The organism is Comamonas sp. Z1, from assembly GCF_008121555.1.
Taxonomy (GTDB): domain Bacteria; phylum Pseudomonadota; class Gammaproteobacteria; order Burkholderiales; family Burkholderiaceae_C; genus Comamonas; species Comamonas thiooxydans.
The window spans coordinates 17,637-43,424 of record NZ_VOQT01000013.1; the positions used below are offsets into that span (position 1 = coordinate 17,637).

Here is a 25,788-nt window from a genome sequence, read left to right on the forward strand (position 1 = left end):
TCACTGAACTATTTTGGTATTGCAGCAATCATTCCAACGCCAGACCATGTAAACCGGATCTTGACCAATTGACGGAATAGTTTTAGCAATTCCCCAGGTCAGCGTCGATTCGCCAACGACATGGGACGAATTTGCCTCAGGAATTGGAGCTACCAGATTGAACTTGTACTGAGTTTTTGGAAGCGTAGGAGATATATAGCCACCACATAAGGCATCGCTACCCATTGTTTTCCACGACAAGCCACGGCGATGCAGAGCGGCAAGAACGCGTGTTTTTAGAAGACTGGATTCACGAATCACCCCTCTTCCACCATTCTGATTACCACTTAATGGGTACAACGCCCCCCAGGACCCGGCACACCAGAACATTTGCTTGAGTGGTTTCCCTGCTGTTGATGCAATCGCGTCCGCTGAACAAGCTGCAGCTGCAATAGGATTCGCTACTGCAGCCGCCTCTGGGTTAGTAAAAAATGCAAGCTCATCGTTATTCCAGGTTGGATCTAACTCGGACATATACATTACGTCCAGATCCATGTACCCATCAGGATTACATTTCTGGTTCACGAACAAGTCCATCATGATCAATAATGGAAACGCGTAGAAATGGTAATGCATGAATGTCCCATCCGAGCCATCATGCGTGCTGTTCGAATGGTTCCCCTGATTCAGGCGATCAAACGGAAATCTGATCCCATTCAACACCGATGAACAACCAGGCACACGCTGGAACTCTACGAGTCGCGCAGGCTCCCACATCGAAGTTGTAATCCCTGGCCTGGGGATACCATTTGTGTCTTCGCAGGCGCACAGAGGTGATGTGACGGAATCTTCGGGAAAGCTCCCACCAGGGCCGCTTATTGGAATCCCGGCAACTCGTATCGGAAATATGCATGACCAACAAATATCCGTGAACAGTTTTGGACCAATCAAGTCCGCGCTATAGCAACCAACCTCTGCATTGCTGAGGCTAGACATCATCAACAGCCAAATTGCGACCAGTAATCTTTTAATATGCATATGTGCTTTCTTTGACATCTAACATCAAAGATTGAATCGGCAATGGCTTGTAGTGGATATAGCCTTGCTGAAGGGAAATATTTCTATTGCTTGCAAAGTTTGCTTGATCAAGTGTTTCAACCTTCTCTGCAATCAACTTAATTCCAGCATCAATAAATATCCTCGCCGCATTATCAGATATCAGCGATTCAATTCCAGCCACCTCAACTTTGCAATACAGCCATGGGAATGATTTCAACCGAGAAAATGTTGAGTTGCAAACACCAAAGTCATCGATAGCCATCGTTATAGACTCAATGGCTATATCACACCATCGGCGCTCAAGCAGGTCGTCAGGAACTTGCTCCGTGATTTCAATCGTGACTTTCAAACTTCCATCTTCAATTAGTTCTTTAATTGAATCGACCCACTGATAGAAGTGGGCATTATCAAGCAAAGTTTGCGCGGAGACATTGATAAAAATATGATCTATCTTCTTAACAATATCTTTCTTATGTGAAAGCAGGTAATTTATTACCCCTCTGTCGATCTTTCGCCAGTCAATTCGATTCAAATTAAGCTGCCCTGGCGCATGGAGTCTACCGTCTGGAGTCTTCCATCTTGATAGCACCTCAGCACACAGGCTAGATCCGTCTGAGACATTCTTGATAGGTTGAAAGACCGGCAAGAAGGTAATCATTTTTGTGTCTCCACCTTCTTGAACTCTGCAACTTCAAATTTTCTGTCTGTCGCAGTTATAACTGAGGGGGTCACACGAAGTTCAAACCTATTTCTAACATCAGGAGTCAGAAGGAAAACTGGCGCACCAAGCGACTCAGTGATGCTTTTGTATGACTTCCATCCGTCTTCAATATTGATCTCGGTTGCAATGAATGAAATTGAAGAAACGTTCTTCTGTTTCAAAAGCTCTTTTGCCTTCACCTTCGCAAATCGATTTTGCCAAGGATCATTTGGATTGAAGACTATGACCGCTTGTGTGAACGAACGCAAAGTCAGTGGATTAATCGTAGTGCCAGACTTCACAATGACTTTCCCATCTGCAGAAGAAATATCCTTCGCAACCAGGACGGTAGGGTCAATTATTCTTTTAGCGTCCTCATTCGCCGTTGGCAATGGTATGAACTTCTGGTTCTTCCAGAAATTCTTAATTGCATTTCTCTTTTTCTCGTCCCAATCAATCGATGCAAGCCTAGCCTTAGCCACTTCGATTATGTCTGGTTCAGATATATCTCTTGTAGGCCCGTAGTTGCCTTGTTCGACTTTATTATTCTCGGCAAACTTCCTCTTGAGCCAATCAACAGAGCCAATCCCAGAAACTTTTGATTTGACCTTATAGTTATTGCTTTTGTCAGGTTTATTCAAAAGCACCACAGTTGGCACTGCATTGACGTTGAATTCTCGAAACAGCGTCGGATTGATGATGATGCTAGGCATCACCTTCCTGCTCGAAGCCATCGACTGGACTCTGGCTATTCCCTTGGCCAAGCTCTCGCCCGGAGCTACACCGCGCAGAACGATGACGGTATCTCTACGACCAGCAACATCATCCATCAGCTCCTTCATCGCTGCTTCACCGAGGGAGAACGATGCAAAAACAAGAGAGGTATAGCTATCCGTCTGGTCCTTTGGCTGCTGGCCAGGAGCACTGCTTTGCCCTGGCGTGCTCATCTGTATGCGACCCTGTTCTTTCAGCTGCTCGTAGAACTGCCGAGCATCGCTGTCTGCTGCACTCATGTGCTTGTTCTGCAGGGTGCTGAGATCCAGCAGTGATGCACCGCTTATCGCTTTGTCCTTGCCTCGCTGCATCATCTCGACATCCGCAGCTTTGAGGTCGGAGGCCATGGATGGGTAAGTAGCTCCTATAAGCAACAGAAGCGAAATCACCTTAGAAAATCGGATATGCGCGACCAATTATTTGCTCCTGTTTGATGGTTCCCCAGTAACGCGAATCAAAGCTGGTGTAGCTGCTTCCCATAACCCAGTATTGATCATCCATAAGCTTCTTCTTCCCCACAAAGCTCTTCTCGGTTCCTCCAATCTTCATGATCAATGGCAGGCCGCTTGCCAGTGTCCTATCGTTAACTTTCACATCCATCTGCGGATCAACCTCGACCACATCTCCTGGAATTGCGCGAAGATATTTCACCATCCAAGTTCCATCCTTAAACAACGGCTGGAGTCCGTTTGCCTTGAATGCGTATATCTTGTCTTTCTCAATATTTTGATTTTTCAGATCAATTAGATACACCGAATAGTTTGGTATACACCTATCAATTTGCGAATCAATTCCAATACGGTAGCGAGACATAAATGCACCGCCGCCTAGAAGTATAAAAAGACCTACTGATGCTAACTTAGGTAAATAGACCTTCCAAGCCTGCTTCTTGACAACAAGCTTCATTTAAATAGTTCCTGATCCACAATAATGTCTTGTGGAGCAGCCAAGACTGCCCCGGCGTCAATAACCAGATATCCGGCCTCTTTCAGCTTCAGAATTCCATTATTGGTCTGCACCATGAGCGCATCGACTTCTTGAGGCGTAGCCCCCTGCGGGTAACTAGAGGCCAATTTCGTCAGATCGACAACTGCAATATTAGGAATCTGGCTAAGCCTCTTATCAATTTTTTTATCTAGGTAGTAATATCCAGCTGCATTCATAGCAACCAGGACGACAGAGAAAATTGCGAATGTTGTTTTGGAAATCATTGACGTACCCCTTGCTGGCGTTCTCTAATTACGTGACGGATAGCCTCAGCATAGCTAAAGCCTTGATCAAAAGATCTTTTAATTTGGTTAGTATCAACCGGGTTGGTTGAATAGAGTAGCTTCTGAAAATCAGGAACAATCAAGCGCCCTACACCAATGCCCGCTTTTGTTTTCAAGAAAATCTCTGAATATACGCCTTGGACTGTGTGCACCGTTAGAAGTGTGTTATACCCACCATCTGACAATGACAGTCGCTTTGTTGCCCTAACCGATTCCACCGATTCTGCTGTTTGTCCTAGCAGGTACATACTAGAAGAGTTTTCCGCAATTGCTCGACCTACGGCATTCTCATAAAGGTCATTAATTGATTGCGTGGCAATAATCACAGAACCGCCATACTTACGGAACTTTCGGTATGCGTGCTCCATGAATACAGCAACCTCCCCCTCCTTCAACAGGTCCCAAGCCTCATCAATGATTACAACCTTCTTTCTGTTCTTTTCACCCAGGAAAACTTCGTTCTGGATCTGCTGAATAAGCTGCAGAAGGACAACCTGACGCAAATGCTTTCGTCCTTGCAGGTCGTCAAGCTCAACCACTGTTAATTGGGATTGGAACTGTGTTGCAAAGTCGCCCTTGAAATACTTACCGTAGCTACCCTTCGATGTAAATGCATACAACTGAGTCCCAATATCGCTTAATCGAGTATCACCACTCTTCAAGCATCGTTCCGCAATATCGTCGATTTGTGTCTTTTTTCCCTTTTCATGCCAAATTTCGTTAATGACACGTTTCAATGAAGCTATCTGCCACTCATCTAGGGTTCCCTTTGCAGATGCCATTGCTGCAATATTCGCATTAATTGCATCTTCATCTTCGTCAAACTCTTCAATATTTGCAAATGGGGCTAAGCAAACTTTGGAGTTTTCCCCAAAGTGCACAAACTCCCCCTTCAATGTTGCGCAGAGCTTTTCATAAGATCGCCCAGCATCAATAACCCAGACCTGCGCACCCTCAGAAAGATATGAAGTAATGAGTTCATTTACTTCAAACGACTTTCCAGAACCAGATTCAGCCGCTATGACCAAGTTTTTGTTGGTATCGCTGTCATGTAACGACTGGCTCATGATTTGCCCGTTGCGGGATATCAATGTTGCATGGAATGTCCCAGTTCCTTTCCACTCACCAAATATCGGCAACATTGGAACCACTTGCTCTGTGGACATCGTTTTGTAGCGATATAAATCAAGAATTGCCTTGCGATCAGTGCACAATGGGAGATGATTAATAAAAATTGGAAGACAAACAAATTTGTCCTCCATCATTTCAAATCGTGACTCTCGCCAGATATTTCGCGCTTTAGTCGCAGCTTCTTCGGCTCGCTCAGCTGTCGGAGCGAAGATAGCCAACGTGTATGTTGTCTTAATGGGCCTGGAGCCTTCTTTCAACGATTCATACAGAACATCGAAACTGTGCTTTTTATCGGCCAATACAGGAACAAATTTCAGCAGCGGTCCATACGCCTGGTTCACCGTGAATTGCCGCTTGCGTTCAAGTTTCGTTTTTTCCGATTCATGGTCAGGATAGAAAACATTCATACAGATGAAGTAGTTTTCCTTGACCCCTGAATCAGTACCAGCCAGATCCCCGATATATGCCAGTGCATCACCAAAGAACATTTTGTCTGGTGTCTTTTTGGCTGAGAGAACTTTGACGTGATAGTCACCAATGACTAATTTGTTCTTATAGACATCTATTTGCGTATCAAAGTCCAGAAGCTGATCGCATATAGCTTTGTCCTGATCGAGATTGTCATTCTCGTGCTTCCAACTCGCATCAGTGCCCCAATTAAGGATGGTCCCCATCACACGCTTGTATTGAGCTGAAGTCATTGCATGCGGTGCAACACCTATGCTCTGAATTGAAGCTTCACATTTCGTTCGTATCTGTTTCAGTTCCAGATACTCTTTTTCAGTTGGGAAGCGACCTGAGATTGGTACCTTGAAAGATATGATCAATTTTTGATCATGTACGATCCCGTTATCATAGATACCTCGATCATTCGTGGCCGTTATTCTTTCCCGAGTATGCTTTTTTAAGAATTCAGCACGCTCTTGGATAGTCGCGGATAGAATCTCATGTCGAAATCCATCTCTCAGACCAAGAATTTTGTAGATTTCTTGGCTAATGTCAGGGGAGCGAAACGAGAAAAATTGAGCTATCGTGTTTTTGGGATAGTCCTGTGTCATGAACCCATTAACACGATCTTGTATTTTTTCATCTGCGCCATTGAGAGGCTGACAGATGAACCCAAAGCCTACTGTTTGATCATCACAGATAAATAGCTTTTGATCTTCATCATATGCGAGTACCGGAAAAAGAGTGGCGGCTCTGCATGAGGCAGGAATATATGTGTCGCCTTCAACTTTTCGAATTGTTGCCAGCATTATTTATTCCCCGCAAGCCATTCAGCCATCTTTGCAGGATAGCCTTTCGCATATCGTCCATTGGGAGCTATTACCATAGGGACACCTTCAACGCCCAAAATCTGGGCTGCAATAAGTGTCTTGTCGTACCCTTCAGTATTGCAGTTGGGGATTTGGGCTAAGCTTTGAATTGCATTAGTCGTGAAGGCTTCGAATGTTTTATTCTTATCCTTTGCACAGAATATTTGCTTGGAAAGCACGTTCGATTTATCGCCTAGTGCAGGAACAACAATAAAGCGGAACGTATAGTCTTTCAGCAATGATTTTGATTCGGTCATCAACTTGTGACACACAGCACAGTATGGGTCTACAAATACCACGACCTCATTTTTCCCTGTACCAATGCTGATTGCGTTCAAGCTTTTGGGGTCGAGGCCAAGTGCTTTGAAGTTGAGAGTTTCAGATGCGTCCCGCATCTGTTTCATAGTGCTCAGCTCTTTTTTGGACCAAAGATCAATTACTTGGCCAGTAAATACAAATCGTCCGTTATCGCTAACGAACATAATTTGCCCCTTACTTTGAATTGCCTGAAGCCCTTTAACAGGCAGCTTCACCATGTCTTCGATGTTCGCACCACGAGCATCAGTAATTTCAAGTGGTGCTGCGTTTGCTATGGACAACGCACCAGACAGAACGGCGAGCAAGAAACTTTTTCGCATGCGAAACCCCAGTTATAGATGTTTCCAGTCTAGTCTTGAGGCTGCTAAAGTCTCTCTTCGGTGGAAGCCCATAATGGGCAACCCAAGCACTTTCACCCGATCCCTGAAAAAGAAAGAGCGCCCCTTGGGCGCTCTTTCGATGTCTTGATTTTGCCGGTTGACTTAGCAGCCGAGGCCGTTGCACATCGTGATCAGGCTTGGCACTGCTTTGTGGGCTACCGGAATGGTTGCCGACATGATGGATTCGATGATCGTTGGCGCGTTGTAGAGGCCCATGCCACCGCCAACGCCCATGGCAAAGGCCATCAAGCTCTGACGTGCAATTCCGCCGATGATGCCCACCAGGATGATTGCGCCCGCCACAATGCGACCCAGCGTACCTTGTGTCCAGTCCTTGAGGGTGTTCCATACATCGTCGAACTCGGAGCCACCGCCGCCCGCCAATGCGAAGTCAGGGGTCATCAGAACAACGATGCTTGCCAGTACCAGGCCACCAGCGATCAAATGCTTCTTTTTGACCTTTGCCACGAAATTGCTCTGGCTCAGGGCAATCAGCTTGTTGTGTGTGAGTGTGCTCATGCTTGAACTCCTATTGTTTAATTAAGTCGATTCCGTTTTTGAGAGGCGATTTCTCGCTGTTGCTGTATCTGCTCTTGGCGAATCTCCCTCTCCTCTCGCTGTCTCTCCAGGCGAGCTTCACGCTCTGCACTCATCGCGGTATTGCCGATGCCTGTCGTTGGTGCGTCCAGTGATTGAAGTGGCCTGAGCACTGGATCGGAGGCCGTCATCGGTTCACCGACCACCCAGCGCCTGGGTTCAATTTCTGTGTATATGTATCCAGTAGTGTTCAGATCTCCATTGCTGTCCTCCCATGGAGCAACCCAAATCCGCATGACTTGAGCTGGTGTTCGGATTGGGACCGGGCGATCAGGCAACCTTGGGGCCACATAGTTATCAACCACATCGTTTGGACTCGCCTGCTTAACGCCCGATTCATTGGATTTACCTACGCCGGTCTTGTGGACCATCTCAGCTTCATGCTGCTCAGCCTCCCTTCCCCTGACCATTGGGGCAGGAACTTGCCCATTGTTGGTAGCGACATAGACATCCCGAGCTGACATGCATTGCACGCCGTTCGGAAGGCCTGGACATCCGTAATCCTCTGCCCCGATATTCATCATCGAGCAGCCACTGAGCAGCACTGCTACAGCGGGAAGAATCACACGTTGAACGGATCGTAAGGACAACTTCATTTTTTGCTTCACCTCCAAATTGCCCGTTTCGGACAATTCATGTTTTGTTCTAGCGCTTGCGCTTCAGGTTGCGGATCTGCAGTCGCGCGCCGCGCGTCACAATCACATCCAATTGGCGCCCAGCATCGATCTCAATGACTGGGAAAATACCTTCCGCCATTTCGATATAGAACTTGGCAATTCGATCTAATGCGCTCGATGCCCCCTTAACTGCCGCGCCTTGGAAAAGATCGGAAGACAATGGAGACTGGAATTCGGTTCGATTTGAGCCAGTCGTGTTGATGGTTGGGACTACATTAACGTCCATTGCTTTTGATGCTCCGCCTAAGAAACCAGCAATCAGGCTTTTAGCGACCATCTGTCCTTGTTTTGAAACCAATCGACCTCTTACACCAGCTTTTCCATCTTCGCCAACCGCATACGAGTCAAGCCGAGCTTCAATAACTCCACCATCCTCCCTGATACAAGAGAATGTCTCACCGCGTAAATACGCACGCTCTGAGCTTAGGTCCCCATACCCAGAGAGAATCATGAAGCACTCTCTGACATCGGCGCGAAACTTGTTAGGCAGAATTGCCTCTTTCTGAATGCGTAGAGTTGATGGGAATGGATCTTTGCGCGCACCTTGACCAGTAGGAGCATCCATACCATTTATCAGCGTTCCAGTAATAATGGAACCTGCTGGCAAATACGACATGGTTTGCGACTCGTCCTCTTTGGGTTTCGACTTCGACTTTTCTTCTGCTTGAGAAATACTTACGATCCGCATTTCTTGCTGCTCTGCATTCAGACCTGCAACCTGCTTGTCGTCACTTTCACCAGTGTCTGTTCCTCCTGGATGATCGTGTTGACGAATTTTCTTGGTGTGGGGAAGAGGTGCGGATTTGAATACCGAGGCAGGGTCGTTGAAGTCCACTTTCTGATCAATATAGCTTTGCTGCACCACAGCTGGTTCCCCACCAGGCTTGCTCCCTCCAGCTTCAGCCCCCTTTCCAGCTTCATCACCTTTGGGAGGGGCAGGATTTTTCGCCTCGACCATATCAATCAAACGGTCAATATCAGCCCTCATGCGAGCGCTCTCAGCCGTATTTTCTTCCGAGGTTGAGTCAGGCTTTTGATTTACTCCCTCTTTCTTTATGCGCTCTTGCTCGCGCTCAACTCCCTTCATCCTATTTTCCAGCGCTTTCAGGGAGCCAGAAATTGAGTCGATGCCAACGTCCCGCGTGTTCTTATCAGTCAGGATGCTCTTGATGGATTCATGGCGTCCTCGTTGTTTTTTCTCTTCTGGTGGCGAGGTGGTCAGTGCCATAGCACCAAGGATGACTACACCGATTGCAGATACCGCAACCAGCCGTTTGACCTTGGGGGTCAGCTGCCCCCATTGCTGCATCAAATTCAATTCCGGCCTCCTATCAGGGATGGACGCTGAGACATCGAGCTAGGAGCATGCCCTTGCTTCACTGCCACATAGACCTCTGTGCGCTGTCCTGGCTCCAGCACCTTCAGTGGCCAGCTGGTGATGGCTGCTGTATTCCAGTTTGCACACTGAGATTCACGAAACTCAACCAGATCCTGGCTGTCGTTACGCGCTACGCCGACATAAACATTCAGGTTATGGCCAGCCATGTACTGGCCTGCTGCGAAATCAACCGACAGCCCAGGGATAGAACACTTAGGTGCCTTTGCTGCGAGTTCGCGCGGTGTCGCTGTCATCGTGAACCCTTGAGGGATTTCATTCAGCGCGAGTTTTCTGAACAGCGTTCTGATAGTTTCGATGTAAGGCTGGCTAGTTTCCCAAGCCTCAGCTTTGGCATTTGCACTAGCCCGGACCCCACCCATACCACCAGCAAATGAGCCATCAAGCTTAACGAATACTTCGCGCGGTGGAATTTTGCGTGGAATCATCGTCAAACTTAGTGCTTGCGATTCACTCCCCTTCTCGGTGATGAACATCGTCACAGGGCTTTCTTTAAGAGTGGCGATATAAATTACGTTGTCCTTAATACAGACTTCACCGCATTTATCTTTCTCACCCCCTCCACCACCGGAACTAAGAGTCGTAGAGGTGATATCGGGTGTACTAAATGGAGTCACAATACGATTTGGATGCCCAATAGCAATTGGAATGATCTGGTTCACCCCTGGCTTCATCGTTATATGTGAACTACTGTTGATATTCCCTGAGAAATTTCCAGAGTCCACACCTGCTTCAGCACCTTGGCCCCTGCCCTTCTGATTGTTAACCACAGCAGATCGACTTCCTATCGGAGCCGGAACGTTCTCACGCATGACTCCAGCAGGCACCACAGGGATATCATCCATGGTCGGTGTTTTATCTTGTGCATGCACATGACCAGCAATTGCAAGGCTCACGGCCAGCAGGTATTTAGAATTCGCTTTCATCACTCGAATTTCTTTGCATATCATCTTCGTTCTGCTCCTGGATTCTTTTCTCTTTTTCCTCGCGCATCTCTCTTTGTTCTTCTTTGCGCTTCAGATTCGCTTCAATGGTTTTTGTGCGCGGACGACCGGCGTATGTATCGATGTAGTCAATTTGAGGTGCGTACTTGGCAATCTTTATGCGGAATTCATACGTTCTGTCAGTACGCGACTCTTTAGAGCTTGCGCCCTTGGCAAACGAATACCCATAAACAAACACCTTATCCGTTCCCATTTCATATTCAACATGACGCGGTTCAAAACGGAGTGAAACTCGGTCATCTTTGATTTGCCGAGACTGCACCTCAAGAATTTCAATGATTTGAGAGTAAATTTTTGGAGCGAAAAATGGTGTTGTCCGTGTCTTAACAAAGTCCACTGTTGCGGGTGTTACGTTGCCGAACAACTGTGCAAACGCCAATGCCCAAGACTCTTTATATGATCGTGATGCAGATTTCTCACCCAGCCAAGCGTCTTCAGTTAATGTGAATGGGACGATTTCAACAATGGTTTCTTTGGTGAGGACTTTTACGACCAATAAAGCATTGATCGCAATAAGACCCCCCATAAAAACTCGACCCCAATGGATCTCCGTCTGCATCCACGCATACTTCTTCAGGTAATTATTGATGTTCATGCCACGAACGTCCTGATGAATGGGTTGACCATCGAGCGTCCTTTGGAGAAGGCTGCACCAGTCCAATAGAGCATGTGCAACAAATAGCCATCAGGATTGCTGTCCTTGAATCGACGGTAGAGGTTTGTGACAAGCATCCCGGCCAGCACGCAAAGCAGAGCTTTGCCGACCACAACACCCACAACAAGCCCTAGCAGCATGGGAGCTAATTCATCGGCGCTCCAGAGCATCAGATGTGGCGGCTCATCGATACGACGAGGGATTTCAATCAACTTCATGCGAACTTTCTCCTTGACTCGAATTCTTCAGAGTTCAAAGGAAAAACGTGCATGACCAAACGCCCATAGAGGGCAACTCCAGCACTATCGGGCGCTGTAAGAAGCATCGGCTGGCAATCTATCTTTTTCGCATGCGAAAAAGTCTTTCCTTGCCTCAGCCAAAAAAGAAGGGCACCCCAAATGGATGCCCTTCTTATGCGCGGTTGGATGCTGTTGCTATCAAATTCGCTTCTGGACGTTACCCATGGCCAGACCTATCAAGACGATAGTGCCCATCAGCGCCACAGGGATGATGATCGGGTTCAACGCGATGGGAGCCATAAACGCTGCTAGCAGACCGAACACCAAGTAGCTCGCTCCGCGAACTGCATATCGATGCATGACTGGGCTTGAGTAGTCAAAGTTGGTCCGTTTGATTTTCCAGGTCATCAACCCATCGTAGCTCGCCGGAATGAACAAGATCAACATGTAAGGCAACCAGGCCATGAGAAGTGCAAGTCGTGAAAAGAACTGGTATGCGGCATTCATGAATGCATTCAGTCGCCCTTCAACCCAGGCGAACCAATCCTGCCCCATCTTCTCCATTCCACGAGAGCGTTTTTTCTCAGTTTCAGTAGGAATAAGCGTATTCAGCGCACCCTCATAAAACCCGGAATCGAGTATTGCGTAGTTATACCAGCCATTTGCTCTCTTCTTCACCCACTCTCTAGTGTCCTCGCCTAGTGTTTGCTCTACATATTTCTGTTCAATATGTATTTGCTTTTTTGTCCAATCACCCGGAATTAAAAGCAAAATTACTGTTGCTTCAAGGAGAAGCAGAATCACCACCACAAACCACGGTTTGTTCATAATTTACTCTCCGCAATACTTTTTTGATTCTTTCATTGGTGATGTAATCATAGACATACCTTCTACTAATTAAATCATCATCCAAAGTAAAGTCACTGCTCTCATGAATCGTTATCCTTGGCTTATTTACCATTACCCAGTCAGCAAATGGAATTCCTTGAGAGACATCCCAAGAGCTTCCATTGCTTGAACAGACTTTCACTCGAAGCGCCAGTACTGTTTCATCAATCAAACACTTAAGAAACATTCCAAGGCGTATTGGATCTAGTATTTTTTTCCCGTTGTTTTCAATCAAGAGAACCGCGTACTGCTCCAAAGCTTCTTCAATAATAGTCTGTATTACAGGTTTCTTATCGGCTTGGATTCCTGCAGTTACATACCTTGTTAACTTCTGAAGTACCAATTCAACATCAGGCCAATCAAACTGCAAAACACTTAGTAATTCATTACTTTTCTTACTATTTGCCTTGATTTTTTCAACCATAGTAAAAGGCAAAGTCGTGTCAATCATTGAAATGACCTCATAGTTCCGATACTTTTCAGAATTGTTTTTTTTCATATCCTCTTATGAAGTCAATATCGGCAACCTCCCCTTTACCACACGCCCGCCTGAAATCTTCCCTATGAACTCCAGGTTCGGCAGCATCCCTAGCAGCTGAGACGGAAAAAGCTCTGCTTCTTCCTCCATCAGGCGCTCCCCCTGGTTGCCACCATGCATGATTGGTTGATCGCCGTCTGTGTTGTGTCCTTGGTTGCGCATGACGTACTTCACGCGCGTCATAGGTAAATTTTCCGCTATGTACTTTTGCGACTCAGTGTCTGTGACGCGAAGAGCAAAAATATTGTTGATATTACCTAGAACTTGTAGCGCCTTCTCTTGACTGCCCAAGCGTGTTGTGAAATCTGCAATCGTTTGTGTCGCAACAAACAATCGCATCTTTGCTCCCCGCCCTTTGTTGAGCAGCTGAATAGTTGGATCATTGAGGACTTCAGCAGCTTCATCGATAAAAATATTGACTGGCCGGTTATCGACGCCGTAGTTGTAGCGATCACCCGCCACCGCTGTCAGGTCCGACAAGTAAATTGATCCGATTGCACTGCCAACCATGCTGTCTGTGAGCGAGTCCAGGCCGATGTAGGCAACCATGCCGTTGTTGATGATCTTCGCGTTATCAGTGATGGGCCTCTCGTCGCTCAGGTCGTTTGGATCTGGCGAGAGCAGTGCCCCGATATCACCGGAAGTCAGCATGTTCATGATGGGCAAGAGGTTCGACACCATCTTGCCGAAGTGGGTGGCGTCATGCTGATACATGTTCAGCAGCCCCTCCAGCTCGGAGCTTGGGAAAGTAGGCTGTATTTCCGCCAGATAGAACTTCATCAGAGCCACAGCCTGTTTGTCGAGACTGGCGTTCTTGACCTTTTCCAAGTATGGTGCGGCCTTCTCTTCCCAATGTGGGTCAACCTTCTCAGAATAGGTCTTAACAGCCTTTACAACCAGGCCTTCAGCCCCGCCTTCAAGGTAGCGACGCAGCTTGATCAAGTTGGGACGCTCGTGGCAGATCAGCAGGCCTTGAACGATATTGTTCAAGGCCTGCCAGCCGAACGACTTGAAGGGATCAGCGCCAGCTTCGCTCGGGATGAGCGCCGCCAGACGGGAAGCAATCTCTGTCCCGCGTGTGAAATTGCGAAGCGGGTCTATTCGCACGGACTCTTCCGGGAAGGCAGGATGGAACTGTATGAAGCGCTCCGGGGTGCCCATTGCTTCACAAGTACGCCGCGCGTTGTCGCGCATCTCCTTATCGCCCTTGGGATCAATGATGATGACCACCTCATTGCGCATGATGGCCTGGGCAATATTCACATCGAATGCGCGCGTTTTGCCACTACCCGTTGTCCCGACCCAAAGTGAGTGCCCTTCTACATGCTTCAAAGGCTGATACAGATCCACCTCATTCGGTTCCACCCCATGAATCCAGGGCTGACCCATCTCCAGTTCTTTGGAAGCTTTGAGGTTCAGCCTCAGCAGCAGCGTTTCGAGCAATGACTTCTGGTTGGTGATGGAAGACCAGTCTCTGCGCAGGATCTCAAAAACGCGCTGTGCGTGGCGGTTTTCCCAGATGAAGCCTTTGCCGAGCCACAGCTCATCCTTGTGTTTGCTGATCATCTTTTGCACCTCTGAAATCTTGATGAATTCCAGTGGTCTGCCCTTAAGGTGCTCTTGCAGCTTGTGAAGCTTGTAGGCCTTCGGAAGTCTGGCCATGGCCATAGTCGCACCTATACCAGCCATCCAGTAGAAAGGCTGCGGGGGCATCTCTGTGACCTGCTGCACACACATTGCTCCAAAGGTGGCCAGCCCCCACCCCATGACCGCGCGCTTTTCATAGTTTGGCCGCCAGGGCATCTCATAGGCCAAAGCATCGTATTCAATTGCCATCTCTATTTCTCCGAATAAATTAATTGGTTTTCGCGGACCTTGAAGCCAAAGCTGCTCATCTTGAAGTGCACCGTCATCAACTCCACGCCTATCAAGTCGTTGGTCATCAGCTGAAGGGTGCGCTTGTCCACCAAAAGCTTTTCTCCCTCACGAATAGGCGCCGATGCAAGCCACGGTCCATTGCCCGCCTTAATCATTTCGATCAACCGTTGGAATGCGCGCTCGATGGGATCGACGCGCACCTCTATCACTTCGCCTGTATCGGGCTTCGCCGCGTTCTGCTTGTCCTTCTTGCCCTTTGGACGAGCTTGTGAATCGGCCCGCTCTTCCGCTCCAGCAGCTGGGCTGGATGACACCTTGGAAATCTCGTGTTCAATGGCCAGGGCTACTGGCGGCTGACTTTCAGTACGCTTTTCATGGGCCGGGATAAATAGTGGAGATTGACGCGGAGCTGCAGCCTCTGCGATGCCCAGGCCTGGATCTGCCCCTCGGCCTTTGGGCTTGACATCACGCAAGGCTGTCTTGGTGCGCTTCTGGCGAACAGGCATCTTGAAGCCCGTGTTCAAGACTGCTTCCGCCAATGCAGCTCCACGCAGCTTGTCCATTGGAGTAGGTTCGCTCGGTGTGACCTCAATGAATTGCACTGGAGCCATCATTGCCAGCTGACAGATTCCAGCTTCTTCCTGCTCTCCTGCTTGAGCGAGCGCCACCCGTATCGCTTCAGATATAGGCTCGCAAAGCACAATGCCCATGTAGCCGTCAAAGTCCCAGACATAGCGGCCTGGAGTTGCTGGATTGATGGAAATTGCGTGTTGCTGGGCCAGTATCTTGATTACCTCAGAGGCTTCGCCACCAATCTTCCTTGCTCCCTCTGGGTAATAGATCGCCGCCTGCTGACCATGCATGAACAAAACTTCCCCAAGGGTCATATCGCGCAGCAATACCGGCATCACGGCAGCCATGATCAATGCCTGCACTTGAGATCCGTATTGAGCCAGTACATCAGCCAAGCCTCCTGAGAGATCGACAGGGCCAGCTCCTGGCTCCGACTGCGTGCATATGGGTTCCTCTGAGAGGACAGGCTCGACCACATCGTTGGCCAGACGCATATGCTCAGGCAAAGGGTCAAATCCCAAACCGATATTGAGATCAATCAGCTCTTGGAGAGGGTTGTATTCAGATGGGGGAGGCAAGACGTGCGATGTCTCTGGCATTGAGTCGGGCGCGGTAGCACTTTCCACCGCAGGAGGTCGAGCTGCTGCATGGACGGCAGCGGGGGGGGGTGCAGATGGAGGCATTGCAGCCTTATGCACTCCATCCTTGCCACTGCCCTTCGACTGTTCCACTGTTCCTAGAGCAGCTGCTGGTCGTCCCCCCTTTGCAGCCTCAGGCTTTGGTCTATCAGCCCTATTTGCTTTGATTTTTGTAGCGCTCTTACCCGTCGCCTGCCCTGCACTTTGAGGCATCGAAGATGGAGTATGCGACTCTGTTGCGCTCGGATAATTTGCTGTCAGTACTGCCAGAAAATCATTGGCAGGACCTACAGTTGCAGGAGCATCCACGTCCGGTTTTGAGCCTGTTGCCTGCGCCAGCATCTGCATAGGAGAGACTTCTACCGAACTCACATGGTCATGTTCCGTTTTTGGCGGTGCAGGTGATTCAGCTACAGATGAGTTTGGAGGCGTTGGCAGCGGATCTGGCTTATGTTGCGCTGCAGCTGCTGGCACTGGGGAGGGGACAGGTGCAAACATGTCCAATCCCATCATGCCTATCCCGGCCAAGGCGGACATGGCATCCTGCTCGGCCTTGAGCACTTCAGCACTGACGCCGATTCCATCTTCATCTACGCCAGCAACCGAGGGCGACTGAATCAAGCCGGGTATCAGCGCCAGCATGTTTGAGTTCGACTCAGAAGGCGGCTGAGCAGCAGGCGCACCTTGCGCGCTTACATTAGCTCCTGTGCTTTGAGCAACTGGTGCAGATGATGAAGTATGGGCTGCGGTCTGTCCTGCCGTTTGAATCGGTATTTGTGCGGGTGCTGGTGCTGTTGATGCCGCAGCCGACTGCGCCGATTCATCTGGCGGAAAGCGCATATCCTTCCAGTCATTTTCGGTGCTGCTACCTGGTGCAACGGCTGGAGCATTCAGATCTGTCAGTTGCACGTTGAGAGCGACCTCTTCTGCCGCTGCTTCGCCTGTAACTACCCCTTCGACCGCTGGAGGTGGCTCGGTTGTGAAAACCAAATCAGGAGATTCCAGCCGAAGCATCAGGAGAGGTTTCTCCAACCCCTGGGCCTTCACCAAATCGGGCATGACCTCCCAGTAGCGGTATGTGGCCATATTTCCGTTTTCGGAAACAATGTTCGATACAGCGAAACCACGTTCAACCAGGATATCGGCCAAGGTGTCGGCATCGCGCGGAACGCCCGGTATTTTGTCCTTCTCAACCAGATCCGTGATGTCCTGGGCGGGCTTCCAGACGATGAATACGCCCTGCTTCAAGTGCCAAACTTTCGCGCCCAGCTCGTTCACTTTCCAAGTGCCCTGCTTTACCAATCGGCGTATTGCATCGAACACATATCGCTCGACAGGCACGCCATATGAGAACTCATCGACATTCAGGCGCGACTGCTTCAGGTCACGGGCCACACTCTCCCGGTCAGCCATCAGCATCAGCTTTGTCACAGGCTGATTAACCCCAGTACCTGAGATGGCCTCAAGCATCGCCTCCATGATCTTGGGGCCGCTTTCGCTCAGGAAGCCGCGTGTCTGGTCAGGAAGAATGCGATCTACTGTCAGCAACGAGAACGACTCATGACGCTTATGCCTTTTGTCGCGCCAGCGAATGAAATAACGGTCCACGTTGTTCTTGCGTGCCCACTCATAGAGCGAGTCCCCATAGGGGTTCCAGACGATCTTTCCGTTGCGGTCGGTGATCGACACATCGGACAACGGCTTGCCAACGTCATGCAGCAATCCAGAAAAGCAGCTGGCCAGCCTCCATCTTGGCTCGTTGTCGCGGCGCTCACGCGGTGTGCCCTCGGTCGAAAAGATAACCCCCTCAGAGGCTTGCGCCGACCAGAACGCCACTTCAAGGCCGTGACGAAACAGCCCTCCGGCCCCACGGTGATGGTGTGCCTCTGATGCGGGTAGCAGATGGACAAAAGACGCATAGCGCTCGATGACTGGGACAACCAGGCGATGAAAGTCTTCTTTTTTGAAGCCCAGCGCCATGCGAATGCGCTCTACCAATTCAGCCTGTGTAGCCATGACCCGATCCACAGGCGCGACGGGCATGCCTTTGGCGAAAGGGGGATACCTTGGAATGTCCTCTTCATCGATGTCCAAGATCCGCCCGCTTCCACTGGAATGCACATTCGATGGCGCGCGAGAGGACGTAAATATCCCCTTGAGCGTTTTCAAAAATGGAGCGAGCAAATCTGGAGGCATGGACTGTGCTTTAAAACAATCCGCCGATGCTCCCCCAAAAGCCTTCCAAGACAAGATTACGGAGTGGCCCATTACGGGCAAATCGCGCATCAAGGTATCTGGGTACTGACTTCTAGAATTTTTTATCTGATTTCAAAGGAGTCAAGGCGCTATGCGTCCATACCTATCACTGCTTATTGCTGCAGGCGTACTTTCTGGCTGCGCGGCTTTTCAATCCAAGCCCCCGGAGCCTGTTGTCATCAAAGAAGACGACAAGCCCCAGCGCACGCACCGCCATTTGACAGTGGCCTGGGACAATATTGGCCGTGGTGGAGCCGCTCTACACCAACCAGGCTTTGTCGATGTGCTTAGCAATGAGGACTCACAGACGCAAAGCTATACACCCGCCAAATCCCCGGCCCTCGCGCCAAAGCCTGCACCGAAATCAACACCAGCGATCATCGGCCCAAGCATTGACGAGATGCGCGCCCTCCTGAGCAAGTCTGCAGCCAAGCCAGCCCCCACCACGAACAAAACCAGCTATGCCATTTATGAAATGCGCCGCTGGGAGCGCTACTGCAACGCTGGCCAGGGCATGACCGAACAAGATTGGAAGTTCGTCACGCAAGCCAAGGGGGAAGTTCCAGCCGATGCGATAAGCAGTTGCAGTCGGCCTAACCACAACTATCAGGGTTACAAGGACGCCTGGAAGTCATTTTGTTCTGGCACAACGATTTCAGAATCCCAGCAGGACATTGTTCGCAACTCCACTCGCCCAGCCAGCATCAAGAGCTGCAAGGGCAAGCTCTAAGAGGCTGCAATGTACTTCCAGAACAATCCACGCGATCTGCAACTGCACGACCGCTTCTGCGGACACAACCCAGTCGAGGTCTGGCGCAATCGCCCCTTGAAACACAAGCTCAAACATAGATTCAATGTTTGCGCTGCTTTCGTCTTAGGCGAGGTCAGCATTCATTCGTTTTGGCTAGGGATACGACATCCTGAGTACATGGTTGCGCTGGCCTTGCGCAGACACGTAGCGAACATCAGCCGAGGCATGATTTTCGTATGCCCCGAAGCATTGGCCATGGTGGAAGAAATGCACCGCCCAAGCACAGCCAACGAGCAAGAGCGCTCTCAACTCATCGGGCGAGCGTGAATCATGGATCTGTATATCTGCGAGAAGCCAGCCCAAGGCAAAGACCTTGCAGGAGTGCTGGGCGTGCGCCAGTACAACGATGGCTACATCACAGGCGGCGACATCGCCGTCACCTGGGGCTTTGGCCACCTGTATGAGCAGTTGATGCCAGAGGACTACGACCCACGATATGAAGGCTATGAGTCCTGGAATGACCTGAGCCTGCTTCCGTTTGTGCCTTCGTCATGGGGCTACAAAATGAAGGAAAAAACGGCCAAGCAGACAAAGACCGTGTTGGGTTTGATACAGAAAGCTTCGACCGTATACATCTCTACGGACTTCGACCGTGAAGGTGAGGCCATTGGCAGAATCTTGTTGGCCCAGGCCAACTACAAAGGTCCAATAAAGCGGGTGTGTCTTACCGCTTTGGATAACCAGAGCATTAAGAAGGCGCTGGCCAATGTCAAAGACGGCAGTGAAACCCTTCCGCTCTTTCATGCGGCATTGGCCCGAAGCCGCGCAGATTTCCTTGTCGGGATGAACCTGACTCGCCTGTACACCGCATTGGCAAGATCCATTGGCTTCCGCGAGATATTGAACATTGGTCGCGTGCTCACAGCAACGGTCAATCTGGTGTGTGAACGCGAGCGCGCCATCGCAAGCTTCCAACCTACCCCCTTCTGGACCATTCAAGCCCAGGTCAACACGACCAAGGGGAGCTTCAAGGCCAGCTGGAAACCTCCGCAGACTCATGCGGATGCCAACGGCAGATGCAATCAAGGGGACTTTGCCCGTGGCGCGGCACAGGCATGCAACGGTGCTGCTGCTCAGATTGTTCGCTCGGAACAAAAGCCAGAGTCGGAGACTGCCCCCCTGCTGTTCGATCTCACATCGCTACAGCAGTACGCGAACAAGCGCTGGGGCTACACCGCCGATGAGGTGCTGGCTATCGGACAGGCACTATACGAAAAGCACAAGCTACTGACCTACCCGCGATCTGACAGCCGGTATCTGCCTCAGGACCAGCAGGGAGATGTGCCCGATGTACTAAGCGCCATGGTCAAAACTGACCCAAGCATCGCAGGCCTTGTGCAACTGGTCGATCCCGAGCGCAAATGCCGTGTGTTCAACGACTCTAAGGTTACGTCACACCACGGCATCATTCCCACCTTTCAAGCCGGTTCAATCGACAGCCTGAATGAACAAGAGCGCAATATCTATGACATCGTGCGCCGTTACTACCTGGCGCAGTTTCTACCTGCACATGAGTACCTGCGTTCGGAAATCACAGTCCAATGCGGCCCTCATCTTTTCCTGGCCACTGGGAATGTGACAACCAGCCCTGGCTGGAAATCGGCCTTCGGCAGTGACATCGACATCGATCCCCCAGACGAAGAAGTTGCAGATGAACAAGAAGGCACCGGTTCTGCTGCGCTTCCGGCAGTGGTTACGGGTGATGCCTGCATCCTGGCCAAGACCGAGCTGGGCGAAAAAGTGACGCGCCCGCTGCCCTATTTCACCGAAGCCGCATTGCTTGGCGCGATGGAGAACATTGCGCGCTTCGAAACCAACGAGCAGTTGCGGAAGGTCCTCAACGAGAAATCAGGCATTGGCACCCCTGCCACCCGCGCAGGAATGATTGAGGGTGCAGTGGTGCGCAAATTTTTCGTTCGTAAGAAACGCGCTATACGCGCGACGGACAAGGCCCATGCGCTCATGGCCATCCTCCCACCGGCAATCAAACAGCCGTCGATGACCGCCTTGTGGGAGCAAGACTTGGACCGTATTGAGGACGGGACGATTCCTGTGGCCGCGTTTGAAGCCAAGATTACAAACTGGGTCTGCTCGATGGTCAACCAGCTCAAGGCTGCTGCTCCAGTCCTGTCACAAGCGGACGGACCGATGGCCAAAGCCTTTGAAGCCGCCATGCCCCAGAAGCACGAATGCGTTTTCGGCTGTGGCGGCCAGATGATGCGCTTCAAAGGTTCCAACGGGATGTTCTGGGGTTGTCAGAACGCCGAATGTAAGAAGACCTGCAGCGACAGTCGCGGCAAGCCGCAAAAGCCGCTTGCCAGCGATGAAGACGCACCCGACTGTCCAACCTGCGGCGGTCCTACCAAGCTGCGCAAAGGTAAGCCTAAGGACGGGAAGCGCGCTCAGAATTTCTGGGGGTGCTGCGACTATCCGAACTGCAAAGGGATTCTGCCCTTCGTCAAGCCCAAGCCTGGTGCCAAGGGAAAGCTAAGGATCTTCAATAGCTAAGGCTCTTCTAGGCAAGTTTTCACATATCGACCACGCAGATCCAGGCGGACTTGCATTTTTCCCATGCGCTTTAACTTGTTGTGAAGCTCCAGCTTCACGGCCCCGCCCTCAGCTCCATTGAAGAAACTGCATTCACCTCGAAGAAGGAAATTAATGTCAGCACGTTCAGTCGCTCTCAAATCCAGCGTTGATATCTGTCCCTGTCCTGCATGTGGCAACCGAACGCACTTCAACCTGCACTCCGAGCGCGGAGGCGAGGATTTCTGCGCAGTCTGGTTGAGCTGCATCTGTGGCCTAGAGCCGCCCAGCACCTTTCGAGCTGAGGACATCTGGGGAGGACTCAGTGTGCCAATGCTGGTCACAGCTATCGATCAATGGAATAGCTGGCAGCGCGCTCCTCTCCCTGGCCAAGGGACTGATCTCGATATGGAGCTTGTCCAAGAATGACCTATTTGCAACGTTTCAAGCCTACAGATGATGACTTCGAGGCCTGCACACATGTGGTCAATGACCGGCCGATCATCGGCGTGAATGCCAAGAACAACAAAGCCAGAGTTCTGGCCATTACTGGAAGCCAGGGTGCTGCAGATGAGCACGAGAGCATCGGGAATGCCTTTCTCTTCGCGGAAGCGGGCACGGTGTTTCATCAGTGCGGCAAATCACCACGCGCAATGCTTGATGTAAACAAGTTCGTTATTTGAGAACGACTTCAATTTATAGGTAAGATAAATGAGAACGCCCCTATCCTGGATGAAAATGGTTCACACCAAAGACGGATTACGCCGCATTCCTATCTCGCTGGTAAGTATGACCGGTGAGGTGCTGGGTTCCGAGTTTGAGTCGTCACTCGAACGCGACCTGATCCTGCGCACGGCGTTCGATTCCGGTGTGGATTGGTTCCAAACTCAGCCCGTCAAGATTGAGTACCTTGATGCCAAAGGCAAGTCTCGAAGCTACACACCGGATCTCCTCATCCATTTCCTAGAAGGTTCCAGTGGCGGTCGTAGACCCATGCTGTGCGAGGTGAAATACCGCACGGATCTGATCGCGAATCGGGATCAGCTCCTTCCCAAGTTTCGCGCAGCCCGCGCCTACTGCCGCGAGCAAGGGTGGGACTTCAAGATCTTCGACGAGCACCGAATCAGAACGCAACGCCTAGCCAACATCCAATTTCTCTGGCGCTACAAGAGTTCAACCCATTGCAGCACTTACTACGCGCAGATCATGGCAGAAATGGTCAGGATGAGCGGCCCCACTCCCATGTTGCCGTTGCTGCAGCGTCTGTACCCCTACAGTCGCCAACGGGGCGAAGCCATTTGGGCTTGGTGGACGATGGTCGTGGGCGGAAGCATCAAATGCGACCTGGATCAGCCCTTGAGCCCGGCCACGCGGTTTTGGGTCGATGAGTCAGAGAAAGAAGTACGGTGGGACTATTCATGCTGAAACCCGGTGCTCACGTATGGTGTGACGACGAGGAGATGACGCTGGTCGAGTTGAAGAGCTTGGGAGTAGCTGTTCTCGAAAGGGAGAATGGCGAACACGTCACCCGTCCTACTGCGACCATTCGCCTGAATCAGCGTCCTCTAAATCAGCGCAAAGCGGACATCGCCGCCATCGATCCCGAAAGATGGAAAGAGGCCTGGAACATCGCTAATCAAATGGATGTGTTGATGGCGATTCCCGATGCGGAACGCACTGCTCAAGACATTGATCGGGTGGCCAAGTTCTTTGGCAAGAATCGCTCCACCATTTATCGCTGGATGGAAAAGCATCGCGCCAACGGCAGCGTCTCCGCGTTGTTGCGCAAGTCGCGCAGCGACGCAGGCAGTCGGCGCTTGGATGCCCGTATCGAAAACATCATTGCCGAGCAGCTTGAGAAGGGCTACCTCGGGCCAAATCGGCGCTCTGTCGCGTCGGTTTTCAATGACATCAAAGAAGCCTGCGCGGCGTTGAACATAACTCCGCCGGATGTCAGCACCGTGCGCTCACGTGTCAATGCGCTGGATCCCAAGCTAGTCACAGAGCGCCGCTATGGCCGCAAGTACGCAGATGAGCGCTACAACCCCCTCAGAGGTTCCTTTCCCAACGCCAACTATCCTTTGGCGGTAGTTCAGATCGACCACACCCCGATGGATGTGATCGTGGTAGACGAGGTTTGGCGCAAACCCATCCAGCGCCCCTATCTGACGATTGCCATTGACGTCTATAGCAAGATGATCGTGGGCTTCTACATCTCTCTGGATCCGCCGGGTGCCTTGGCCACTGGCCAGTGCATTTCCATGTCGATTTTGGGCAAGGAGGAGTTCCTGGCACGACTGAACCTGAGCGATCTACCGTGGCCCTGCTGGGGCAAGATGCGAACGATCCATACCGACAATGCCAAGGAGTTCCGAGGCACGATGCTTGGCTGGGCGGCAAAAGAGCACGCAATCAACCCAGAACGTCGCCCTAAGGGTCGCCCTCGTTACGGCGGGCATGTGGAACGCGGCTTTCGCACCTTCATGGCCAAGGTTCATGAGGAGCTTCCCGGCACCACCTTCTCCAACGTACAGGATCGTGTGGACTACGACTCGGAAGGACACGCCTGCATGACCTTTGAAGCGGTGGAGAAATGGTTCACCCTGTACCTGCTGGGCTACTACCACCAACAGCCGCACAATGGAAACAACGGTTTTCCTCCAGAGTACGTTTGGAAGAAAGCTCTGCTGGAAGGCACAGAAGACATCCTGCCTACTGGCGTTCCTCTACACGTCGATAACCCTGAACAGTTGCGCTTGGATTTCATGCCGTACTTCGAGCGCACCGTGCAGGAGTACGGCATCCAAAATTGGGGACTCACCTGGTACTCTGACGCGATTCGTCGCTTTGTGCACGCCCGAAAAAATGGACTCCAAAGCGAGAAGAAGACCTTCATCTGTCGCTATGATCCACGCGATCTGAGCCGCATCTTTCTGTATGACGAGATGAACAAAGGCTACATTGAAGTGCCGTTTAGAGATCTAACACGGCCCCCAATCAGTCTGTGGGAGGTTAGAAGCGCCAAACGGCTCAACCGTGACGAGGCCAAGTCCACCACCAACGAGACGCTGATCTTCCAGACGATCGCACGCATGCGCAAGCTGGTAGAGGAGCAGTCGGAAGCCACCAAATCGGCGCGGCGACAGCAACAGCGCCAAAAGCAGTGGGAGCGTACGCGCAAGGCCCGCCCCGCCAAACCTGCGCAGCCAGCGCCGCAGCGGGCCGACAGCCCCCAAGACGACGACGGCCCCATCCAGCCCTTTGAGGGCATTCGCGAGTTATGACCGACCCTTACCCTGACCGCGCGCTTTCCGAACGCGCCAAGCAGCTCCTGGAGGCATCTGCAGAAGAGCGCATCGACCACATTCGCCGTCCTGTCTTTATTCCCTACGCTCGGGCGACCGAGGTCTTAGACGAGATGGCCGGGCTGCTGGATCACCCCCAAACCAACCGCATGCCCAACCTGTTGCTGGTTGGGCGATCCAACAACGGCAAAACTGAAATCCTCAAGGAGTTCCGACGCCGCTACCCCGCCGAGGAGCGCGCGCACGAAGACTCGATCTACGTACCAGTGCTCTACGTCCAGTGCCCCCCAGGCCCCAACGACGCCATGTTCTTGGACAAGGCCTTGCGGACGCTGGGCGTGGACCCTAAGAGCTTTTCCGGCACCAGCGACAAGATCCAGGCCCTGGCCATGCAGTTGGTCAAAGTCAAAACCAAGGTCTTGCTGCTGGACGAACTCAATTCCGTCCTGGCGGGCAGCGTAACCAAGCAGTTGCTGCTGCTCACTATCATCAAGTATCTGAGCAACGAAACCAAGATTTCCATCGTCGCTGCCGGAACCGTAGACGCCTTGCAGGCCGTTGCCACCGATGCCCAGTTGCAGAGCCGCTTCCCCGTTCGACCTCTCAAGCGTTGGCGCAATGCTGATCGCGATTTCCGCAAACTGCTGCTCAGCTTCGAGTACATCCTGCCTTTGCGGAAAAGCTCCAACCTGTCCGATTTACAGATGGCCCGCCTGATCTACGGGCTGAGCGAGGGCGTAATTGGCAGTGTCGCCACACTAATCCGTGATAGCGCGGTCATGGCGATCCAGACCGACGAAGAGGCCATCACCGAAGACATCGTACAACGCTGCGCCGCCTTGGGTAAACCAAGCCAGGACGACCTCAACGACCTGTAGC

22 protein-coding genes and 3 pseudogenes are annotated in these 25,788 nt (G+C 51.1%); 7 read left to right on the top strand and 18 right to left on the bottom strand.

The window, feature by feature from the left end:
• The 18 genes and pseudogenes from FSY45_RS19785 to mobH all read right to left on the bottom strand — a co-directional run.
• The gene (locus FSY45_RS19785) at positions 1 to 1,017 is read right to left on the bottom strand and encodes a TraU family protein (protein ID WP_370512843.1); all 1,017 of its coding nucleotides are present in this window, start codon (positions 1,015 to 1,017) and stop codon (positions 1 to 3) included.
• Entirely contained in the window at positions 1,007 to 1,696 is a 690-nt protein-coding gene (locus FSY45_RS19790) for an EAL domain-containing protein (protein ID WP_148748266.1), read from the bottom strand. The genes FSY45_RS19785 and FSY45_RS19790 overlap by 11 nt, the downstream gene beginning before the upstream one ends.
• On the bottom strand, positions 1,693 to 2,859 hold the full coding sequence (locus FSY45_RS19795) for a TrbC family F-type conjugative pilus assembly protein (protein ID WP_148748267.1): 1,167 nt from the start codon (positions 2,857 to 2,859) through the stop codon (positions 1,693 to 1,695). The genes FSY45_RS19790 and FSY45_RS19795 overlap by 4 nt, the downstream gene beginning before the upstream one ends.
• Before the next feature lie 43 nt (positions 2,860 to 2,902).
• Positions 2,903 to 3,418: a S26 family signal peptidase gene (locus tag FSY45_RS19800; protein WP_046461896.1), complete on the bottom strand. Its 516-nt coding sequence runs from the start codon at positions 3,416 to 3,418 to the stop codon at positions 2,903 to 2,905.
• Positions 3,415 to 3,723 carry a hypothetical protein gene (locus tag FSY45_RS19805; RefSeq protein WP_034394022.1) on the bottom strand — a complete coding sequence of 103 codons (309 nt, stop codon included), beginning with the start codon at positions 3,721 to 3,723 and terminating at the stop codon, positions 3,415 to 3,417. Before FSY45_RS19805 ends, FSY45_RS19800 begins: the two co-directional genes overlap by 4 nt.
• The gene (gene traC / locus FSY45_RS19810; protein WP_148748268.1) at positions 3,720 to 6,170 is read right to left on the bottom strand and encodes a type IV secretion system protein TraC; all 2,451 of its coding nucleotides are present in this window, start codon (positions 6,168 to 6,170) and stop codon (positions 3,720 to 3,722) included. Before traC ends, FSY45_RS19805 begins: the two co-directional genes overlap by 4 nt.
• On the bottom strand, positions 6,170 to 6,868 hold the full coding sequence (locus FSY45_RS19815) for a DsbC family protein (RefSeq protein ID WP_034394019.1): 699 nt from the start codon (positions 6,866 to 6,868) through the stop codon (positions 6,170 to 6,172). The genes traC and FSY45_RS19815 overlap by 1 nt, the downstream gene beginning before the upstream one ends.
• 162 nt (positions 6,869 to 7,030) lie before the next feature.
• Positions 7,031 to 7,447, bottom strand: coding sequence for a TraA family conjugative transfer protein (gene traA / locus FSY45_RS19820; RefSeq protein WP_046461893.1), 417 nt, complete (start codon positions 7,445 to 7,447; stop codon positions 7,031 to 7,033).
• A gap of 167 nt (positions 7,448 to 7,614) precedes the next feature.
• Positions 7,615 to 8,121, bottom strand: a pseudogene (gene traV / locus FSY45_RS19825) (type IV conjugative transfer system lipoprotein TraV); the annotation flags it as partial.
• 49 nt (positions 8,122 to 8,170) lie between these two features.
• Positions 8,171 to 9,511: a TraB/VirB10 family protein gene (locus FSY45_RS19830; protein WP_255443397.1), complete on the bottom strand. Its 1,341-nt coding sequence runs from the start codon at positions 9,509 to 9,511 to the stop codon at positions 8,171 to 8,173.
• A 5-nt stretch (positions 9,512 to 9,516) separates the two neighbouring features.
• Positions 9,517 to 10,524, bottom strand: coding sequence for a type-F conjugative transfer system secretin TraK (locus FSY45_RS19835; RefSeq protein WP_148748269.1), 1,008 nt, complete (start codon positions 10,522 to 10,524; stop codon positions 9,517 to 9,519).
• Positions 10,508 to 11,197: a TraE/TraK family type IV conjugative transfer system protein gene (locus FSY45_RS19840; protein ID WP_046461891.1), complete on the bottom strand. Its 690-nt coding sequence runs from the start codon at positions 11,195 to 11,197 to the stop codon at positions 10,508 to 10,510. Before FSY45_RS19840 ends, FSY45_RS19835 begins: the two co-directional genes overlap by 17 nt.
• Positions 11,194 to 11,475, bottom strand: coding sequence for a type IV conjugative transfer system protein TraL (gene traL / locus FSY45_RS19845; RefSeq protein ID WP_034367684.1), 282 nt, complete (start codon positions 11,473 to 11,475; stop codon positions 11,194 to 11,196). The genes FSY45_RS19840 and traL overlap by 4 nt, the downstream gene beginning before the upstream one ends.
• A 219-nt stretch (positions 11,476 to 11,694) precedes the next feature.
• Complete coding sequence (locus tag FSY45_RS19850) at positions 11,695 to 12,324, bottom strand: DUF4400 domain-containing protein (protein ID WP_034394014.1); 630 nt, start codon at positions 12,322 to 12,324, stop codon at positions 11,695 to 11,697.
• Positions 12,281 to 12,883, bottom strand: coding sequence for a hypothetical protein (locus FSY45_RS19855; protein WP_131667130.1), 603 nt, complete (start codon positions 12,881 to 12,883; stop codon positions 12,281 to 12,283). The genes FSY45_RS19850 and FSY45_RS19855 overlap by 44 nt, the downstream gene beginning before the upstream one ends.
• Before the next feature lie 6 nt (positions 12,884 to 12,889).
• On the bottom strand, positions 12,890 to 14,758 hold the full coding sequence (gene traD / locus FSY45_RS19860; protein ID WP_034367679.1) for a conjugative transfer system coupling protein TraD: 1,869 nt from the start codon (positions 14,756 to 14,758) through the stop codon (positions 12,890 to 12,892).
• Between the two features lie 1,002 nt (positions 14,759 to 15,760).
• Positions 15,761 to 15,829 (bottom strand): annotated as a pseudogene (locus FSY45_RS28495) (hypothetical protein); the annotation flags it as partial.
• A gap of 1,199 nt (positions 15,830 to 17,028) precedes the next feature.
• Positions 17,029 to 18,297, bottom strand: a pseudogene (gene mobH / locus FSY45_RS28500) (MobH family relaxase); the annotation flags it as partial.
• Between the two features lie 61 nt (positions 18,298 to 18,358).
• On the opposite strand from mobH, the gene FSY45_RS19875 reads away from it, so the two are divergent.
• The 7 genes from FSY45_RS19875 to FSY45_RS19905 all read left to right on the top strand — a co-directional run bounded on the left by FSY45_RS19875 (position 18,359) and on the right by FSY45_RS19905 (position 25,787).
• A complete protein-coding gene (locus FSY45_RS19875) occupies positions 18,359 to 18,997 on the top strand; it encodes a hypothetical protein (protein WP_148748270.1) in 639 nt (212 codons plus the stop codon).
• A gap of 9 nt (positions 18,998 to 19,006) precedes the next feature.
• Positions 19,007 to 19,345: a hypothetical protein gene (locus FSY45_RS19880; RefSeq protein ID WP_034394005.1), complete on the top strand. Its 339-nt coding sequence runs from the start codon at positions 19,007 to 19,009 to the stop codon at positions 19,343 to 19,345.
• 3 nt (positions 19,346 to 19,348) lie between these two features.
• On the top strand, positions 19,349 to 21,586 hold the full coding sequence (locus tag FSY45_RS19885; RefSeq protein ID WP_148748271.1) for a DNA topoisomerase 3: 2,238 nt from the start codon (positions 19,349 to 19,351) through the stop codon (positions 21,584 to 21,586).
• Positions 21,587 to 22,029: 443 nt separating this feature from the next.
• A complete protein-coding gene (locus tag FSY45_RS19890; protein WP_148748272.1) occupies positions 22,030 to 22,287 on the top strand; it encodes a hypothetical protein in 258 nt (85 codons plus the stop codon).
• A 55-nt stretch (positions 22,288 to 22,342) separates the two neighbouring features.
• The gene (locus FSY45_RS19895; RefSeq protein WP_187427582.1) at positions 22,343 to 23,029 is read left to right on the top strand and encodes a TnsA endonuclease N-terminal domain-containing protein; all 687 of its coding nucleotides are present in this window, start codon (positions 22,343 to 22,345) and stop codon (positions 23,027 to 23,029) included.
• Positions 23,023 to 24,888 carry a Mu transposase C-terminal domain-containing protein gene (locus tag FSY45_RS19900; protein WP_148748274.1) on the top strand — a complete coding sequence of 622 codons (1,866 nt, stop codon included), beginning with the start codon at positions 23,023 to 23,025 and terminating at the stop codon, positions 24,886 to 24,888. The genes FSY45_RS19895 and FSY45_RS19900 overlap by 7 nt, the downstream gene beginning before the upstream one ends.
• Positions 24,885 to 25,787: a TniB family NTP-binding protein gene (locus FSY45_RS19905; RefSeq protein ID WP_148748275.1), complete on the top strand. Its 903-nt coding sequence runs from the start codon at positions 24,885 to 24,887 to the stop codon at positions 25,785 to 25,787. The genes FSY45_RS19900 and FSY45_RS19905 overlap by 4 nt, the downstream gene beginning before the upstream one ends.
• Position 25,788: the final 1 nt, after the last annotated feature.

Bases quoted from the DNA above. Each gene is read 5' to 3' on its own strand.
- FSY45_RS19850 (WP_034394014.1), bottom strand. From the start codon at position 12,324: ATGAACAAACCGTGGTTTGTGGTGGTGATTCTGCTTCTCCTTGAAGCA.
- FSY45_RS19855 (WP_131667130.1), bottom strand. From the start codon at position 12,883: ATGAAAAAAAACAATTCTGAAAAGTATCGGAACTATGAGGTCATTTCA.
- FSY45_RS19840 (WP_046461891.1), bottom strand. From the start codon at position 11,197: ATGAACATCAATAATTACCTGAAGAAGTATGCGTGGATGCAGACGGAG.
- traA (WP_046461893.1), bottom strand. From the start codon at position 7,447: ATGAGCACACTCACACACAACAAGCTGATTGCCCTGAGCCAGAGCAAT.
- FSY45_RS19800 (WP_046461896.1), bottom strand. From the start codon at position 3,418: ATGAAGCTTGTTGTCAAGAAGCAGGCTTGGAAGGTCTATTTACCTAAG.
- FSY45_RS19815 (WP_034394019.1), bottom strand. From the start codon at position 6,868: ATGCGAAAAAGTTTCTTGCTCGCCGTTCTGTCTGGTGCGTTGTCCATA.
- traC (WP_148748268.1), bottom strand. From the start codon at position 6,170: ATGCTGGCAACAATTCGAAAAGTTGAAGGCGACACATATATTCCTGCC.
- FSY45_RS19885 (WP_148748271.1), top strand. From the start codon at position 19,349: ATGGATCTGTATATCTGCGAGAAGCCAGCCCAAGGCAAAGACCTTGCA.
- FSY45_RS19830 (WP_255443397.1), bottom strand. From the start codon at position 9,511: ATGCAGCAATGGGGGCAGCTGACCCCCAAGGTCAAACGGCTGGTTGCG.
- FSY45_RS19900 (WP_148748274.1), top strand. From the start codon at position 23,023: ATGCTGAAACCCGGTGCTCACGTATGGTGTGACGACGAGGAGATGACG.
- FSY45_RS19890 (WP_148748272.1), top strand. From the start codon at position 22,030: ATGACCTATTTGCAACGTTTCAAGCCTACAGATGATGACTTCGAGGCC.
- FSY45_RS19895 (WP_187427582.1), top strand. From the start codon at position 22,343: ATGGTTCACACCAAAGACGGATTACGCCGCATTCCTATCTCGCTGGTA.
- FSY45_RS19805 (WP_034394022.1), bottom strand. From the start codon at position 3,723: ATGATTTCCAAAACAACATTCGCAATTTTCTCTGTCGTCCTGGTTGCT.
- FSY45_RS19875 (WP_148748270.1), top strand. From the start codon at position 18,359: ATGCGTCCATACCTATCACTGCTTATTGCTGCAGGCGTACTTTCTGGC.
- FSY45_RS19790 (WP_148748266.1), bottom strand. From the start codon at position 1,696: ATGATTACCTTCTTGCCGGTCTTTCAACCTATCAAGAATGTCTCAGAC.
- FSY45_RS19835 (WP_148748269.1), bottom strand. From the start codon at position 10,524: ATGAAAGCGAATTCTAAATACCTGCTGGCCGTGAGCCTTGCAATTGCT.
- FSY45_RS19880 (WP_034394005.1), top strand. From the start codon at position 19,007: ATGTACTTCCAGAACAATCCACGCGATCTGCAACTGCACGACCGCTTC.
- FSY45_RS19905 (WP_148748275.1), top strand. From the start codon at position 24,885: ATGACCGACCCTTACCCTGACCGCGCGCTTTCCGAACGCGCCAAGCAG.
- FSY45_RS19785 (WP_370512843.1), bottom strand. From the start codon at position 1,017: ATGCATATTAAAAGATTACTGGTCGCAATTTGGCTGTTGATGATGTCT.
- FSY45_RS19795 (WP_148748267.1), bottom strand. From the start codon at position 2,859: ATGGCCTCCGACCTCAAAGCTGCGGATGTCGAGATGATGCAGCGAGGC.
- traD (WP_034367679.1), bottom strand. From the start codon at position 14,758: ATGGCAATTGAATACGATGCTTTGGCCTATGAGATGCCCTGGCGGCCA.
- traL (WP_034367684.1), bottom strand. From the start codon at position 11,475: ATGAAGTTGATTGAAATCCCTCGTCGTATCGATGAGCCGCCACATCTG.